A 14,954-nucleotide genomic window follows, 5' to 3' on the forward strand; every position below is an offset into this window, starting at 1 on the left:
AATGCGTCGCCTGGGATCAAGAAAACAACTGCGCACTCAACTCGCGACTGGCCTTGAGCAAGCTCGGCAGGAACCGCTGCTCCAGCTCGCCGCAACTGACACGCCCGGCATGGGTGCTGATGTTCAGCGCCGCCAGCACTTGCCCGGAGGCGTCGTAGACCGGCACGGCAATGGAGCGCAAGCCCTGCTCCAGTTCCTGGTCGACAATGCACCAACCCTGCTGGCGCACCTGTTGCAAGCAGTCGAGCAAGGCTTCGGGGGTGTGCAGGGTCCGACTGGTCTTGGCGTGCAGGTCGGCGTGCTCGAGGTACTCGCGCAAGGAGGCATCGTCCAGCGCCGCCAACAGGATTCGCCCCATGGACGTGCAATAGGCCGGCAACCGGCCACCCACCGACAGGTCGACCGAGATTAGGCGCTGGGTGGTGGCGGAACGGGCGATGTACAGAATGTCGTCGCCCTCCAGGGTCGCCATGTTGCAGGCTTCGTGCAGTTGCTCGCTCATGCGGTCGAGATAGGGCTGGGCCGATACGGCCAGGGGCGTGGACGACAGATAGGCATGCCCCAGGGTCAGCACCTTGGGCAACAGCGAATAGGTACGCCCGTCGGTGGTGGCGTAGCCGAGCTTGATCAAGGTATGCAGGCAACGTCGCACGGCCGCACGGGGAATTTCCGTACGGTGGCTGATCTGCGCGATGGTCAGATGCCGCTTGCGCTCCTGGAACGCCTGCACCACCGCCAGGCCACGGGCCAGCGAAGTCATGAAGTCGGGGTCGCCGGTAAACGCCTGGATGCGCTTGGCCGGCGAGGCAACGATGGGCGGTGCCACGGAAGCGAAGGCATCACGCAGTTGGTCGTTCATTGCAAATCCCTTCTCTGCGGTGGAAGCCCATTACAGGCCGAGCCCGGGCCGATAGACAAGCCAGGGCAACGTGGTTTGGTTCGATTATCGAACCAATGACCGATAATCGCAATTGACCCTGATCGCCGCAGCTTATACCTTGGGCGCGCCGTCGTGGACTTCCCGGGATACTGGTCAGGTACCCACCGGGAGCTCCCTCGGTCCGGCCTCACCCACGAAGTGAGGCCGTTTTTTTACCCTTGGACGAGCCTCAGCGAGGGGCGATCAGGAAGTTGAACCGCGGTTCTGCAACAGAACCGGGATTCTATTTCCAAGTACCCGGCTTATTGCAGTGCAACTTGAATTGATAACTGTCGTCAAAAAACAGGCAGCTGTTAGCCGGTCCTCAAGTTACAGTTAAAAATTCCTACATCACAAAACTCACCGACAAAGTTGACGAACTCCCCTATCTTCGCGATAGTGTGAGTCAAACCGACCGCTATAATACCCTGTACGACCATAAGGCCGTCCGGCCCGGCAGTGGCTCCAACTGTCAGCGCTCAATCCCCGGATTGAACGACTCGTCAGGGCGGTTGCGTTTAATGGAACACAATAACCCAACTCAAATTAGGTAGTACTGTGACGAAAGACGAACTGCGCGCGGAACTTGAGCGCCAGGAACAACGTTACAAGGATGTTTACGGCGGGGCAGTCACCACCTACGCCGCGCAACCCGATCCAGAACGCAAACCCTGGCGCAAGCGCGCCAGTCTTCTGGACCAGGCTTTTACCCAGGAACTGCAAAAGATGGAAAAGGAACTCAAGGCCGAGGAGCCCTAGGCTTATCGCTATTGAACCTTTTCGGGCCCTGCCCTTCGCCGCCTGGCCTTTCCTACCCGGACAACGCCAGGCCCGCCGGATGCCAAGAATTGCGCCACCCGCGTGTCAACCGTCGGCCCTGACCACCCGCTCAGGTCAAATGGTATCAGGCAGGCCCTCACTTGAAAGTTTTCTGGCATAATCGCGCCCCCTTATGACCGGGTCAGAAAACCTTCATGATCGATTTATTCAGCGGACTGGATGTCTGGGTACTTGTGAGCCTGGTGCTCGCCCTGGCCTTTGTCCTCAGCTTCGAGTTCATCAACGGCTTTCATGACACCGCTAACGCGGTGGCCACCGTTATCTACACCAAAGCCATGCCGCCCGAACTGGCAGTGTTCTTTTCCGGCCTGTTCAACTTCCTCGGCGTGCTGATGGGTGGGGTGGGCGTTGCCTATGCCATCGTCCACCTGCTGCCGGTCGAACTGCTGATCAACGTCAACACCGGACATGGCCTGGCCATGGTGTTTTCCCTGCTCGCGGCGGCCATCGCCTGGAACCTGGGCACCTGGTACTTCGGTATCCCGGCCTCCAGCTCCCACACCCTGATCGGCTCGATCCTCGGGGTCGGCCTGGCCAACGCCCTGCTCACCGGGATTCCCGTGAGCGAGGGGGTGAACTGGCAGAAAGCCGTGGATATCGGCGCCTCGCTGGTCTTCTCGCCGATTGCCGGCCTGGTGCTGGCGGGCCTGCTGCTGGTCGGCCTGAAATGGTGGCGACCGCTGTCCAAGATGCACAAGACCCCGGAACAACGGCGCAAGATCGACGACAAGAAGCACCCGCCGTTCTGGAACCGCATGGTGCTGGTGATCTCCGCCATGGCGGTGAGCTTCGTGCACGGCTCCAACGATGGCCAGAAAGGCATCGGCCTGATCATGCTGGTGCTGATCGGTATCGTGCCGGCGCAGTTCGTCCTGGACCTGAGCACCACGACTTACCAGATCGAACGCACCCGCGACGCGACCCTGCACCTGAACCAGTTCTATCAGCGCAACCACGACACCCTGAGCGACTTCCTCGCCCTGGGTAAAACCGTGCCGGACGACATGCCGGGCAAATTCCGCTGCAACCCGCAACGGACCGAGCCGACCATCAACGCCCTGATGAGCAACCTCACCGGCGTGACCGACTACCATTCGCTGTCGGCGGAAAAACGCATTGAAGTGCGCCGCGACCTGTTGTGCCTGGATGACACCGCGAAGAAAGTCGGCAAGTTGCCCGGCCTGGATTCCCGTGAAAAGGCCGACCTGGAAAAACTGCGCAAGGACCTGACCGCCACCACCGAATACGCGCCGTTCTGGGTGATCATGGCGGTTGCACTGGCCCTGGGCCTGGGCACCATGATCGGCTGGAAGCGTGTGGTACTGACCATCGGCGAGAAGATCGGCAAGCAGGGCATGACCTATGCCCAGGGCATGTCGGCACAGATCACCACCGCCGGTCTGATCGGCCTGGCGAACATCGTCGCCCTGCCCGTCTCGACCACCCACGTGTTGTCCTCCGGTGTCGCCGGGACCATGCTTGCCAGCAAAAGCGGCCTGCAAGGCAGCACCATCAAGACCATCCTGCTGGCCTGGGTCCTGACCCTGCCGATGACCATCGGCTTGTCCGCCGGCCTGTTCTGGTTGGCGACGAAGATACTCGGCAACTGACCCCGGTCGGATAATAAAAAAGGTGCGCTCCCATCGGGACCGCACCTTTTTTTATTTCATTCTATGACCGGCCTGGATACCGTCGACCGGCTGCTCCTACAAAAAAAGCAAAAAAAAGGGCGACCGAAGTCGCCCAAAATGCCTTGCGTGCTCGTTCCCTGGAAGCTCTACGGTTTCTTCCGTTTATGTGAGTCTTTCCAGATAAAAATTCCAAAACCGGCGAAGAACATCACCATGAGGCCAACCGTCAGCACTCCGGCGATCACCACGTTATCGAAGAACATGACTGGCCTCCTGCACTTGCCCTGTTGCGATGGAGCTAAGTTAGCCCAGCGGGCACAGTGGGAAATTGACCAGGGTCAATGCCGCCCAGGGCTGGGCGCGGGAGAAGGGGAATAACTGATCCATATCAAGAATCAGCGGGGGTATCAGCGCTTTTTCGGTTTGTTCTTCGGTTTCTTCTTGCCCTTGCCCAACGGCATGGCCTGTTCGAACGCCTGGCGAACTTCGTTCAAGCGTTTTTCGTTGAGATCATGGACGCGCTTGGCCCGTTCGGCATTAAGGTCGATCAACTTGTCGTCTTGGCTCATGGTCACACTACGTCGCTATCAGTCGAGTTCCATCGAAGCACCACCCTGGGCAGCCTTCGACACACGCTACCGCTTAATAATGCGGGCAAGTGTGGCGGTTATCCAGACCTCCCGCTCAACAAGGCCTGGGCAGTCCCGCGATTTCCCAGCACAATCCCTGACCCCGATTGAATGCAAAGGAGAGCTGAAGTGGCACTGCACCAGGATCTCCCGCCGTTGATGGCCCTGCGCGCCTTCGAGGCCGTGGCCCGTCATCTGAGTTTTATCAAGGCCGCCGATGAGCTGTGCGTCAGTCAAAGCGCTATCAGTCATCAGGTGCAGAAACTCGAACAGCATCTGGGCCAACGACTATTTGTCCGACGCACTCGCGCCATTGATCTCACAGAAGAAGGCGGCCAGTACTACCTGCAAATCCGCCCGGCACTGGAGCAGATCGCCCAGGCGACGCAACGGTTCAACCAGCCCCGGCAAAACCAGGTACTGCGCATCGGTTTGCTCGCCTCCTTCGCCACCCTCTGGCTGGCACCACGCCTGGCCGGCTTCACCCGTCGTTACCCACAGATCCGGGTCGAACTGGAGCCCTCGGTCCAACTGGCCGATGTGGCCGGCGCCGAGGTGGACCTGGCGATCCGCTATGGCAAAGGCGGCTGGCCCCATGTCAACGCCGTGCGCCTGATGGGCGAACGGCTCTTTCCGGTGTGCAGCCCAGCCTTCAAGGCCAACGGTGTCGAGCAGGGGCCGTTGCTCATGTCACAGGCACCGCAACCGTTCGAATGGATCGATTGGTCCCGCTATCATCACCTCGACGTCCAGCGCTACCCCTGCGTCATGCTCCACGACTACAACATCGTGGTCGAAGCCGCCATCGCCGGACAAGGCATCGCCATGGGCCGCCAGCGCCTGATCGAGCGACGCCTCAAGGAGGGCGTACTGGTGAATGCCTTCGACCAGCCGGCCTATGAAAGCGAGATCGGCTACTGGCTGGTCAAGCCCAACACGGCACTGAGTCCCGCCGCCGAATGTTTCCGTGAGTGGTTGCTGGAGCAATGCAACTCAGCTGACACATGAGTTATCTGGATACGTCGGATTGAATCTATCCGTTTGTCGCCCCCCCGCCCGCCCAGCATGCTAAAGCCTCTTTCCCGGAGGTTTGCCCATGAATCATTCCCTGTCCGACCGAGTGGCCCAACTGGGCCTGAGCCTGCCACAGCCTGGCCAGCCGATCGCCAACTACGTGAACTACGTCATCAGCCAGCATCAGCTGTTCATTTCCGGGCAGATTCCCCTGCAAGACGGCAAACCGGCCTTTATCGGTCGCCTGGGCGACACCCTGGACGAAGCAGAAGGCGCGCAGGCGGCGGAACTCGCCGCGCTCGGCCTGCTGGCACAACTGGGCCACGCCCTTGACGACGATCTGTCACGCCTGGTGCGGATCGTCCGGCTGGGGGTCTTTGTCGCCAGCAGCCCCGACTTCCAGCGCCAGGGGGCGGTAGCCAACGGCGCGTCCAACCTGCTGGTCAATGCCCTCGGCGACAAGGGTCGCCATGCGCGTACCGCCGTCGGTGTCGCCAGCTTGCCCAGTGGTGTTGCGGTGGAGATCGACGCGATTTTCGAGCTGCGCCCATGAGCGACACACTGGCTGACGAGATCGTCCATCTGCGTGCCGCCACCCCCGGCTGCGCCCGGGTGATCCACTTCAATCACGCCGGCGCTTCCCTGCCCAGCCAGGCCACGCTGGACGCCATCACCACCCAGCTGCTGCGCGAAGCAACCATGGGCCCGATGGAGGCCGGTGTCGAAGGCGCCAGACTGCAGGAAGAGGCTCGCCAGTGGGCGGCACGACTGCTGGGCACCGACAGCGCCGCCATCGCCTTCACCAGCAGCGGTTCGGCGGCCTGGGGCATGGCATTCAGCGCCCTGGGCGGCTGGCAACCGGGCGACCGGATCCTGGTGGGGCGGCATGAATGGGGCGGCAACCTGGCCTGCATGACCCAAGCCGTCCAGTCCGGTGCCCGGCTCGAGGTGATTCCCTGTAACGAGAACGGCGCGGTGTCGGTGCCCGCCCTGGAGCGGATGATCGATTCCCGCGTGCGGCTGATCGCCCTGACCTGGCTACCGGCCAACGGCGGCCTGATCAACCCGGCCCAGGCCATCGGCGCAGTGGCGCGGCGTCATGGCATCGCCTACTTCATCGATGCCGGACAGGCCTTGGGGCAGATGCCCTGCGATGTCCAAGCCTTGGGTTGCGATGTGCTCAAGGGCGCCGCGCGCAAGTTCCTGCGCGGACCTCGGGGCACCGCGCTGCTGTATGTACGCCCGGGCTTCATGCCGCAACTCAGGCCAGCCCAGCTGGATGTGCTCTCGGCGCCCTGGGACGGTCACGCCTTCACGCCGCGGGCCGATGCCCGACGCTTTGAAACCAGCGAAGTTTCCCTGGCGCTGCTGGCCGGACTGGCGAATGCGTTGAAAGAGGCCGTAGAGCTGGGCATCGAGCGCATTCATCGGCGCATCCAGCTGTTGAGCCAGACACTGCGTCAGGCGCTTGGGCAGATCAACGGCCTTGAACTGCGCGACCTGGGCCTGCCCGGGCAACAATCAGGGCTGATCGCGTTCACGCTGGAGGGTTGGGACGCTTTTGCACTGAAACAGCGGCTGGCCGAAAGCGGCATCAACCTGGGGGCCAATGGCACGGCTTATACGCCACTGGACATGCAAGCCCGGGACCTGCCGGCCATTGCGAGGATCGCTGTCAGCCATCTCAATACCGGGGAGGAAATCGACACCCTGCTCAACGCCCTGCGGGCGCTGGCCAACGAGGGTCGTCAGACTTCGACATCCACCAACAGCCCCTGACGCGGCTGATCTTCCATCAGCGCCACCACGGGCACGGTGTTGTCGGCATTCAACTCATGGCCCGGGACGGCCAGGTGCAGCTCCGGGTCGTCATCGGCCTCGCGCCGACGTTGCTGCTGTTCCTGCTTGCGCCGCTGCTCCTCGCGCAGCAGCCGGCCGGACTCTTCCGGGTTACGTTTTTGCAGGTCGATGGTACTTTCATTGGAGCTTTCCTGGACCGGCACCACGGGCGGGATATCCGGTCGCTGTCGAATCGGATCCGTCTGGGATGTAACCGGTACGACACTCAGGGGCAGTATCGGTGGCAGCATGGTGGTTTTCTCCTGTCATCAGGCTGTCGGCGGCGCGTCCGGCGACTTGAGCGCGGGAGACTCAAAGTGTGACCGGATAGACACACAAAGGTGCCCGACATCCCGATGAGCTACCCTTTTCCCCAGGTCTCGCCTCTACAGGGCTGGGGATACTGGCTGAAAGCACGGTATTTGTGAGCTTCTTTTGGCCTGAAAGCATCGATTCCGTTAAGATAGTCGGCTTTTTCAAGGCGGGAGTCAGGCAGCATGGCGCAGCAGTATCAACCGGGGCAACGCTGGATCAGTGACAGCGAAGCGGAGTTGGGTTTAGGCACCGTTCTGGCACAGGACGGCCGCTTGTTGACCGTGCTCTACCCGGCCACTGGCGACACCCGCCAGTATGCGCTACGGAATGCGCCCCTGACCCGCGTGCGGTTCTCGCCGGGCGACACCATCACCCACTTCGAAGGCTGGAAAATGACCGTGCGCGAAGTCGACGATGTCGACGGGCTGCTGGTCTACCACGGCCTCAACGGGCAGAACGAAACCGTCACGCTGCCGGAAACCCAGCTGTCGAACTTCATCCAGTTCCGCCTGGCCAGCGACCGCCTGTTCGCCGGGCAGATCGACCCGCTGCCCTGGTTCTCGCTGCGCTACCACACCCTGGAACACACCAGCCGCCAGTTGCAGTCCTCGCTCTGGGGCCTGGGTGGCGTGCGTGCGCAACCGATCGCCCACCAACTGCACATCGCCCGGGAAGTCGCCGACCGGATCGCGCCACGGGTCCTGCTGGCCGACGAAGTGGGCCTGGGCAAGACCATCGAAGCGGGCCTGGTGATCCATCGCCAACTGCTTTCGGGCCGCGCCAACCGCATCCTGATCCTGGTGCCGGAGAACCTGCAGCACCAGTGGCTGGTGGAAATGCGCCGGCGCTTCAACCTGCAGGTCGCGCTGTTCGACGCCGAACGCTTTATCGAAAGCGATGCCAGCAACCCGTTCGAAGACACCCAGCTGGCCCTGGTGGCCCTGGAGTGGCTGGTGGACGACGAGAAGGCCCAGGATGCGCTATTCGCCGCCGGCTGGGACCTGATGGTGGTCGACGAAGCCCACCACCTGGTCTGGCATGAAGACCAGGTCAGCCCGGAATACGCCCTAGTCGAACAACTGGCCGAGACCATTCCCGGCGTCCTGCTGCTGACCGCGACCCCGGAACAACTGGGCCAGGACAGCCACTTCGCGCGCCTGCGCCTGCTCGACCCGAACCGTTTCCACGACCTGAAGGCCTTCCGCGCCGAGAGCGAGAACTATCGCCCGGTGGCCGAAGCCGTGCAGGAGCTGTTGGACAAAGGCCGCCTGTCGCCTGCCGCGCATAAAACCATCCAGGGTTTCCTCGGCGACGAAGGCGAGGCCCTGCTGACCGCCATCAATGACGGCGACAGCGAGGCCAGCGCCCGGCTGGTGCGCGAGCTGTTGGACCGCCACGGCACCGGCCGCGTGCTGTTCCGCAACACCCGCGCCGCCGTACAGGGTTTCCCGGAGCGCAAGCTGCACGCCTACCCTCTGCCCTGCCCGGACGAATACCTCGAACTGCCGCTGGGTGAGCACGCCGAGCTGTACCCGGAAGTCAGCTTCCAGGCCCAGCCGGACATTGACGACGAAACCCGCTGGTGGCGCTTCGACCCGCGCGTCGAGTGGCTGATCGACCAGTTGAAAATGCTCAAGCGCACCAAGGTCCTGGTGATCTGCGCCCACGCCGAAACCGCCATGGACCTGGAAGACGCCCTGCGCGTTCGCTCCGGCATTCCGGCCACGGTCTTCCACGAAGGCATGAACATCCTCGAACGCGACCGCGCCGCCGCCTACTTCGCCGACGAAGAGTTCGGCGCCCAGGTGCTGATCTGTTCGGAAATCGGCAGTGAGGGTCGCAACTTCCAGTTCGCCCACCACCTGGTGCTGTTCGACCTGCCGTCCCACCCGGACCTGCTGGAGCAGCGGATCGGTCGTCTGGACCGGATCGGCCAGAAACACGTGATCGAACTGCACGCGCCCTATCTGGAAACCAGCCCGCAAGAGCGCCTGTTCCAGTGGTATCACGAAGCGCTGAACGCCTTCCTCAATACCTGCCCGACCGGCAACGCCTTGCAGCACCAGTTCGGCCCGCGCCTGCTGCCGCTGCTGGAAAATGCCGACGACAGCCAGTGGCAAGCCCTGATCGACGAAGCCCGCGCCGAGCGCGAGCGCCTGGAAGACGAGCTGCACACCGGCCGCGACCGCCTGCTGGAACTCAACTCCGGTGGCGCCGGCGAAGGCGACGCGCTGGTCGAGGCGATCCATGAACAGGATGACCAGTTCGCCCTGCCTATCTATATGGAAACCCTGTTCGACGCCTTCGGCATCGACAGCGAGGACCATTCGGAAAACGCCCTGATCCTCAAGCCGAGCGAGAAGATGCTCGACGCCAGCTTCCCGCTGGGCGACGACGAAGGCGTGACCATCACCTACGACCGCAACCAGGCGCTGTCGCGCGAAGACATGCAGTTCATCACCTGGGAACACCCGATGGTGCAGGGCGGCATGGACCTGGTGCTGTCCGGTTCGATGGGCAACACCGCCGTGGCGCTGATCAAGAACAAGGCGCTCAAGCCCGGCACCGTGTTGCTGGAGCTGCTCTATGTCAGCGAAGTGGTCGCGCCGCGCTCGCTGCAACTGGGTCGCTACCTACCGCCGGCGGCACTGCGCTGCCTGCTGGATGCCAATGGCAACGACCTGTCGGCACGGGTGTCCTTCGAAACCCTGAACGACCAGTTGGAAAGCGTGCCACGGGCCAGCGCCAACAAATTCATCCAGGCCCAGCGCGACAGCCTGACGCCGAAGATCAATGCGGGCGAAGCCAAGATCGCACCGCGTCACGCCGAGCGCGTGGCCGAGGCGCAACGTCGTCTGGCGGCCGATACCGAGGAAGAGCTGGCGCGCCTGACCGCGTTGCAGGCGGTCAACCCGAGTGTGCGCGACAGCGAACTGATGGCCCTGCGTCAACAGCGTGAGCAAGGCCTGGCGATGCTGGAAAAAGCCGCGCTGCGCCTGGAAGCGATTCGGGTGCTGGTGGCCGGCTGACACACCACCCTGTAGGAGCCGGCTTGCCGGCGATAGAGACCTCAAGGCTTGCATTGCCTATGATGGCCTCATCGCTGGCAAGCCAGCGCCTACAGGGTTCAGTGTCAAGCGGTAACCGGTGCCACCCCCGGCTCATCCGCCGCCATCCCCTCGCGCATGCGCCGTGCATCCTTGCTGAAACACCGCGCCGCCTGGAACAGAAACACCAGCGTCAACAACAGGGCTCCGGGAATCAGGTACATCGCATCATGCAGCCCGACCGCCTTGAACGCCTCGCTCATCTGCTCGGCTCCCGCCGCCAGCATCGCCGCCTGGGCGAAATGATCGGAGAGCAACCCCACCACCACCGGCCCCAGGCCGCCGCCCAATAGATACAAACCGGCAAAGTAAACGGCCATGGCCGTCGCCCGCAGCCGCGGCTCGACCACGTCCTGGATCGCCGTATAGACGCAGGTATAGAAGTTGTAGGCAAACAGCCAGCCGACACTGAACACCACCACGAACACACCGATCTCGATCCGCCCGGCGTGCAACGCCCAGGCCGTGGTCAGCGTCGAGATCACCAGGCTCACCGCCGCGAACAGCAGCCGACCATTGGCAATGCGCTGGTGAAGCTTGTCCGCGACCCAACCGCCCAGCGTCAAGCCGATCAACCCGGTGACCCCGACAATCAAACCGGTCGCCACCGCCGCTTCCTGCAAAGGCATCAGGAAATAGCGCTGCAGCATCGGCACCAGAAACGAGTTGCAGGCGTAGGTGGCGAAGTTGAAGGTCAGCCCCGCCAGCACCAGCCAGAGAAAGGTCGGAATCGCCATCAGGCGCCGCACGGGACGGTCGACCTTCTCCTGGGACACCTTTACCGTTTCCGCCGCACCGCGTTTCGGTTCCTTGATGAAGAACATGAACACCGCCAGCAGCAGCCCTGGCACCGCGGCGATAAAGAACGGCGCGCGCCAGCTGTCGAAGGCCTTGACCATGGCGCCGGTGGTGAAGAACGCCAGCACCAGCCCCAACGGCAAGCCCAGCATGAAGATCCCCATGGCCCGCGCCCGACGGTGCGCCGGGAACAGGTCGCCGATCAGCGAGTTGGCCGCCGGCGCATAGCTGGCCTCGCCGATCCCCACGCCCATGCGCACCAGCAGGAAGGTCGCGAAGCTGCCCACCAGGCCATTCGCCGCCGTCAGTCCACTCCAGGCCGCCAGGCCCCAGCCCATCAGCTTGCGGCGCGAGCCGTTGTCGGCCATCCGCCCCAGGGGCAGGCCGGCAATGGCATAGACAATGGTGAACGCGGTGCCGATGATGCCGATCTGGAAGTCGCTCAGGTGCCACTCCATGCGGATCGGCTCGATGATGATCGCCGGCAGGGTACGGTCGTAGAAGTTGAAGAGGTTGGCGAGGAACAACAGGAACAGAATGCGCCAGGCATTCGCCGCTTGGGTCGAGTTCTGCATGGGGTCCGTCTCTTTATTGTTATAGGGGCTGGCCCGCCAGACGCGTTGAGCCCGGAACCCTCAATCTAGTGAGCAGGACCGGGACTGTCTGCCACCATTCGTGGCGCTGATACCCGGCAATACCCTGCGCACCCGGCCCTGTCGCCCCATCGCTGCGGCACCGACGCAGGCCCTGCAAAAAAATACCGCGCCGCCCTCTTCCAAAGCCCGGGCCGAAGCCTAGAATAGCCGCCGACCACCTCCCCCACTTGTTCCGTGACCTTCCATGCCCGACGCTAATCCGTGCCTGAATTGTGGTGCCTGCTGCGCTCATTTCCGTGTGTCTTTCTACTGGGGAGAATGCGCCTCGGCTGGCGGGCTGGTACCCGACGAACTGGTCACCCAGGTCAGCCCCAACCACGTGGCCATGCTCGGCACCGAACGCCGCCCCGTTCGCTGCACCGCCCTGGAGGGTGAAGTCGGCCAGCAGGTCAGTTGCTCGATCTACCACCAACGCTCCAGCACCTGCCGGGAGTTCGAGGCCTCATGGGTCGACGGCGTACACAACGATCACTGTGACAAGGCGCGCGCGGCTTTCGGGCTGCCACCGCTGGAGCAGGAACAGGTCGATTTTTTAGTACCCATTGCTATTTAGATTATTGCCAAATCATTGGCATCACTGTGCCATCTCCCCTTTCGGCCCGACGCAAGCGTCTTCAGCCCCACTTCATCGGAATGCAGTCGCTGCACCGGCTCAATCAGCGTCTACACTCGCCTCCCGGCACGTTCAATCCGCGGGTAGTACAAAATTCATAAAAAGTTCCCCGCCAATTAAAGAACGTCAATTTTTGGCCGATCCAGCGGTATACATTCAAGGATCACCCTTAGGGGAGCCTAGGGATAAACCCTATCGCTCAGGCCAATATCGCGCGCTACAGTCGCGATTTCTCACTCCGTGATGGCGCGTTGATATCCTTTCGACCGCCGAACCCGACCAGGCAAATGGCGCACAATGACCTCTAAAAATATTCCAGCCAACGCAGTATCCGATCTGATGTTGCCCACGGTCGCGGAAAAAACCTACAAGGCCTATTCCACCCCCCGTCCACTGGCGACCCAGCAATATCTCTACTTCACCGAAACCAACACCGACCGCATTCTCGACAACCTCGACGGCCTGCGCGACATGGTGTTCCCCCGCGCACTCCATGCCGAAGCTGAACACGAGCAGCGCCGCGACCAGGAGTTCCCGTCGGTCTGCCTGATCGGCCTGGGCCGCTGCGGCTCGAACATTGCCCTGGACGTCGCGGAACTGGTCTACAACGCCCGCAAGTTCTACCTCAACGAATTCAACAACGAAGACAAGGCCAGCGACAAAGGCTATCGTCCCGCGCAATGGATCCGTAACAACCTGCGCCTGGTGCAGAACAAATCCACCAAGCCGGTGTTCCTGGTGGAACCGCTGGTGATGCTCGGCGACCTGGACAAGGACATTGCCGGGCGCATCCGTTTCTCGCGCAAGGGCGAAAAAAGCGGCTTTATCCGCGACTACAGCAAGATGAAGATCATGGACCTATCGGAAGTCCATGCCGGCGGCGCGGGTAACGCACCGATCCTCGGCCAGTACCTGGCCAAGATCATCCTGAACAAGGACACCCAGCGCTTTTCCAGCCCCGACTGGAAGATGATCCACTCGTACCTGATCGACTCCTGCGGCATCAAGGCCAACCAGTCGCGCCTGTACTTCTCGATCTTCAGCGCCGGCGGCGGTACCGGTTCGGGCATGGCCTCGGAATTCGGCCTGGCCCAGCAATACTCCTACATGAACAAGACCTTCGACACCAAGCCGGCCGACGAGCACGACAGCAAGAGCGGCCACTCCTTCGTGTTCGAACCGATCTTCACCAGCGGTATCTGCGTACTGCCGAACATTTCCGACCATCGCAGCGAAATGTCCGAAGCGCTGCACATCAACGCCGGTCGCCTGCTCTGCAAGTACCTGTCCGAAGAATGGGACTTCTCGTACAACTTCGACAACGACGACAGCAGCGAAGCCAGTGTCATGGGCCGCATTCGCCCCTGGAACGCCATGATGCTGATCTCCAACGACATCATGCGTTATGCCGAAGAAAACGATGACGGCAATATCCAGAACATTGATGTCAATGCCATGGAGAAGCACGCCAACCAGTACATCTCCCAGCAGATCTTCAACATCCTGACCGCCCAGGCGGTGACCACCGACTACGACCAGAACTATTTCCGCCGTGCCGGCATCGACATCGGCGAAACCATTCGCCTGGATGCCAACGACCTGTTCATGAGCCTGGCCGGCCCGGTGGCCATCGCCTACGCCGAATCCGTGGTACCGGAACAGCCGACGCCCAGCGGCGACAAATTCAAAGTGTTCGAGAAAGAGCCCCAGCGGCTGAACATCGACGACCTGTTCTTCCGCTCCATCGACCTGCCGCACTTCAACAAGGTGACCCAGGCGATCGAAGGCATCAGCCTGCTGCCCATCGAGTCCAAGCGCTATCGCGCGGCCCTGGAGCAGTACAAGGCCTCGGGCTACGATGCGGTGGCGCTGCACGACCTGCATTTCTTCAAGAACTGCTCGTCGGTGGTCTCGATCGTGTCCCTGCCCAAGGACTACAAACTCTCCTACATGGACCTGAACCGGCTCAAGACCCACCTCAACAGCCTGTTCCCCAACACCACGCTCAAGCGCTACGCGCTGGTGATCGGCGCTTCGGCGAACCTCTCGCTGACCACCCTGATCGCCAAGAGCCCGTGCCTGTCGGACGACTTCCTGACGCTGATCGTGGCCTTCATCAAGCGTTGCTTCGCCCGCAATCCGTACCGTTTCGACGATACGCTGGACAACTCGATGCTCGAATTCATCACCCGCGAGGAGTTCGACGAACAGAGCATCGACGAGTTGCTCAACGAATTCGAGAACCCGGCGAAAATCCTCGACACCAACTGGTACGCGATCAAGCCGATGTACGAGAAGAAGTACCGCGAGCTGATCAACGACAAGGACAAGTTCGTCTCGATCAACGATATCCGCCTGTCCCGCGACTGCGTGAAAAAGGCTATCAAGTACCTGCGCGAGATCTACCGTCACCGCATCGGCAAGACCAGGGTCATTTCGCTGAACAGCCACACGGGCAAGACCGAGTACTAAGCACGATCCTGTAGGAACCGGTTTGCTGGCGATAGCGGTGATGAATGTCACATCGCAATCGCCAGCAAGCCGGCTCCTACCGTACAGCGTCGTATTCAAGAGAGTCCGGGGCGACCGAATG

The 14,954-nt window shown here is 61.9% G+C and carries 13 protein-coding genes; 8 read left to right on the forward strand and 5 right to left on the reverse strand.

Going from position 1 to position 14,954, the window contains the following annotated elements:
* Positions 1 to 16: 16 nt before the first annotated feature.
* Complete coding sequence (pcaR, locus tag NUH87_RS10910; protein ID WP_040064908.1) at positions 17 to 859, reverse strand: pca regulon transcriptional regulator PcaR; 843 nt, start codon at positions 857 to 859, stop codon at positions 17 to 19.
* A 618-nt stretch (positions 860 to 1,477) separates the two neighbouring features.
* Between pcaR and NUH87_RS10915 the strand changes: the two genes are divergently transcribed.
* Both NUH87_RS10915 and NUH87_RS10920 read left to right on the forward strand, forming a co-directional pair.
* Positions 1,478 to 1,678, forward strand: a complete 201-nt coding sequence (locus NUH87_RS10915; protein ID WP_040064907.1) for a hypothetical protein — start codon at positions 1,478 to 1,480, stop codon at positions 1,676 to 1,678.
* A 215-nt stretch (positions 1,679 to 1,893) separates the two neighbouring features.
* Positions 1,894 to 3,369 carry an inorganic phosphate transporter gene (locus NUH87_RS10920; RefSeq protein ID WP_338525952.1) on the forward strand — a complete coding sequence of 492 codons (1,476 nt, stop codon included), beginning with the start codon at positions 1,894 to 1,896 and terminating at the stop codon, positions 3,367 to 3,369.
* Between the two features lie 167 nt (positions 3,370 to 3,536).
* On the opposite strand, the gene ccoM is transcribed toward NUH87_RS10920, so the two are convergent.
* Both ccoM and NUH87_RS10930 read right to left on the reverse strand, forming a co-directional pair.
* Positions 3,537 to 3,653, reverse strand: coding sequence for a cytochrome c oxidase subunit CcoM (gene ccoM, locus NUH87_RS10925; RefSeq protein WP_040064905.1), 117 nt, complete (start codon positions 3,651 to 3,653; stop codon positions 3,537 to 3,539).
* A 144-nt stretch (positions 3,654 to 3,797) separates the two neighbouring features.
* Complete coding sequence (locus tag NUH87_RS10930) at positions 3,798 to 3,959, reverse strand: hypothetical protein (RefSeq protein ID WP_017906116.1); 162 nt, start codon at positions 3,957 to 3,959, stop codon at positions 3,798 to 3,800.
* Between the two features lie 189 nt (positions 3,960 to 4,148).
* On the opposite strand from NUH87_RS10930, the gene NUH87_RS10935 reads away from it, so the two are divergent.
* From NUH87_RS10935 to NUH87_RS10945, 3 genes are all read left to right on the forward strand, one after another.
* Positions 4,149 to 5,027, forward strand: coding sequence for a LysR substrate-binding domain-containing protein (locus tag NUH87_RS10935; protein WP_338525953.1), 879 nt, complete (start codon positions 4,149 to 4,151; stop codon positions 5,025 to 5,027).
* An 88-nt stretch (positions 5,028 to 5,115) separates the two neighbouring features.
* The gene (locus NUH87_RS10940; protein WP_338525954.1) at positions 5,116 to 5,586 is read left to right on the forward strand and encodes a RidA family protein; all 471 of its coding nucleotides are present in this window, start codon (positions 5,116 to 5,118) and stop codon (positions 5,584 to 5,586) included.
* Entirely contained in the window at positions 5,583 to 6,812 is a 1,230-nt protein-coding gene (locus NUH87_RS10945) for an aminotransferase class V-fold PLP-dependent enzyme (RefSeq protein ID WP_338525955.1), read from the forward strand. Before NUH87_RS10940 ends, NUH87_RS10945 begins: the two co-directional genes overlap by 4 nt.
* Here NUH87_RS10945 and NUH87_RS10950 read toward each other — a convergent pair.
* Positions 6,782 to 7,123, reverse strand: a complete 342-nt coding sequence (locus NUH87_RS10950; RefSeq protein ID WP_040064901.1) for a hypothetical protein — start codon at positions 7,121 to 7,123, stop codon at positions 6,782 to 6,784. The genes NUH87_RS10945 and NUH87_RS10950 overlap by 31 nt on opposite strands.
* 246 nt (positions 7,124 to 7,369) lie before the next feature.
* Here NUH87_RS10950 and rapA point away from each other — a divergent pair, with 246 nt between their 5' ends.
* Complete coding sequence (gene rapA / locus NUH87_RS10955) at positions 7,370 to 10,216, forward strand: RNA polymerase-associated protein RapA (RefSeq protein ID WP_338525956.1); 2,847 nt, start codon at positions 7,370 to 7,372, stop codon at positions 10,214 to 10,216.
* A 104-nt stretch (positions 10,217 to 10,320) separates the two neighbouring features.
* Here the strand turns inward: rapA and NUH87_RS10960 are convergent, their stop codons facing one another.
* Positions 10,321 to 11,667, reverse strand: coding sequence for an MFS transporter (locus NUH87_RS10960; protein WP_338525957.1), 1,347 nt, complete (start codon positions 11,665 to 11,667; stop codon positions 10,321 to 10,323).
* A gap of 265 nt (positions 11,668 to 11,932) precedes the next feature.
* Between NUH87_RS10960 and NUH87_RS10965 the strand changes: the two genes are divergently transcribed.
* Both NUH87_RS10965 and NUH87_RS10970 read left to right on the forward strand, forming a co-directional pair.
* Positions 11,933 to 12,301: a YkgJ family cysteine cluster protein gene (locus tag NUH87_RS10965; protein ID WP_338525958.1), complete on the forward strand. Its 369-nt coding sequence runs from the start codon at positions 11,933 to 11,935 to the stop codon at positions 12,299 to 12,301.
* A 357-nt stretch (positions 12,302 to 12,658) separates the two neighbouring features.
* Entirely contained in the window at positions 12,659 to 14,833 is a 2,175-nt protein-coding gene (locus NUH87_RS10970; RefSeq protein WP_338525959.1) for a hypothetical protein, read from the forward strand.
* The last annotated feature ends 121 nt before the right edge of the window (positions 14,834 to 14,954 follow it).

Source organism: Pseudomonas batumici (genome assembly GCF_036585405.1).
Lineage (GTDB): Bacteria > Pseudomonadota > Gammaproteobacteria > Pseudomonadales > Pseudomonadaceae > Aquipseudomonas > Aquipseudomonas batumici.

Excerpts from the sequence above, each read along its gene's own strand:
- NUH87_RS10970 (WP_338525959.1), top strand. The coding sequence starts at position 12,659 with ATGACCTCTAAAAATATTCCAGCCAACGCAGTATCCGATCTGATGTTG.
- pcaR (WP_040064908.1), bottom strand. The coding sequence starts at position 859 with ATGAACGACCAACTGCGTGATGCCTTCGCTTCCGTGGCACCGCCCATC.
- rapA (WP_338525956.1), top strand. The coding sequence starts at position 7,370 with ATGGCGCAGCAGTATCAACCGGGGCAACGCTGGATCAGTGACAGCGAA.
- NUH87_RS10940 (WP_338525954.1), top strand. The coding sequence starts at position 5,116 with ATGAATCATTCCCTGTCCGACCGAGTGGCCCAACTGGGCCTGAGCCTG.
- NUH87_RS10950 (WP_040064901.1), bottom strand. The coding sequence starts at position 7,123 with ATGCTGCCACCGATACTGCCCCTGAGTGTCGTACCGGTTACATCCCAG.
- ccoM (WP_040064905.1), bottom strand. The coding sequence starts at position 3,653 with ATGTTCTTCGATAACGTGGTGATCGCCGGAGTGCTGACGGTTGGCCTC.
- NUH87_RS10965 (WP_338525958.1), top strand. The coding sequence starts at position 11,933 with ATGCCCGACGCTAATCCGTGCCTGAATTGTGGTGCCTGCTGCGCTCAT.
- NUH87_RS10920 (WP_338525952.1), top strand. The coding sequence starts at position 1,894 with ATGATCGATTTATTCAGCGGACTGGATGTCTGGGTACTTGTGAGCCTG.
- NUH87_RS10930 (WP_017906116.1), bottom strand. The coding sequence starts at position 3,959 with ATGAGCCAAGACGACAAGTTGATCGACCTTAATGCCGAACGGGCCAAG.
- NUH87_RS10945 (WP_338525955.1), top strand. The coding sequence starts at position 5,583 with ATGAGCGACACACTGGCTGACGAGATCGTCCATCTGCGTGCCGCCACC.
- NUH87_RS10960 (WP_338525957.1), bottom strand. The coding sequence starts at position 11,667 with ATGCAGAACTCGACCCAAGCGGCGAATGCCTGGCGCATTCTGTTCCTG.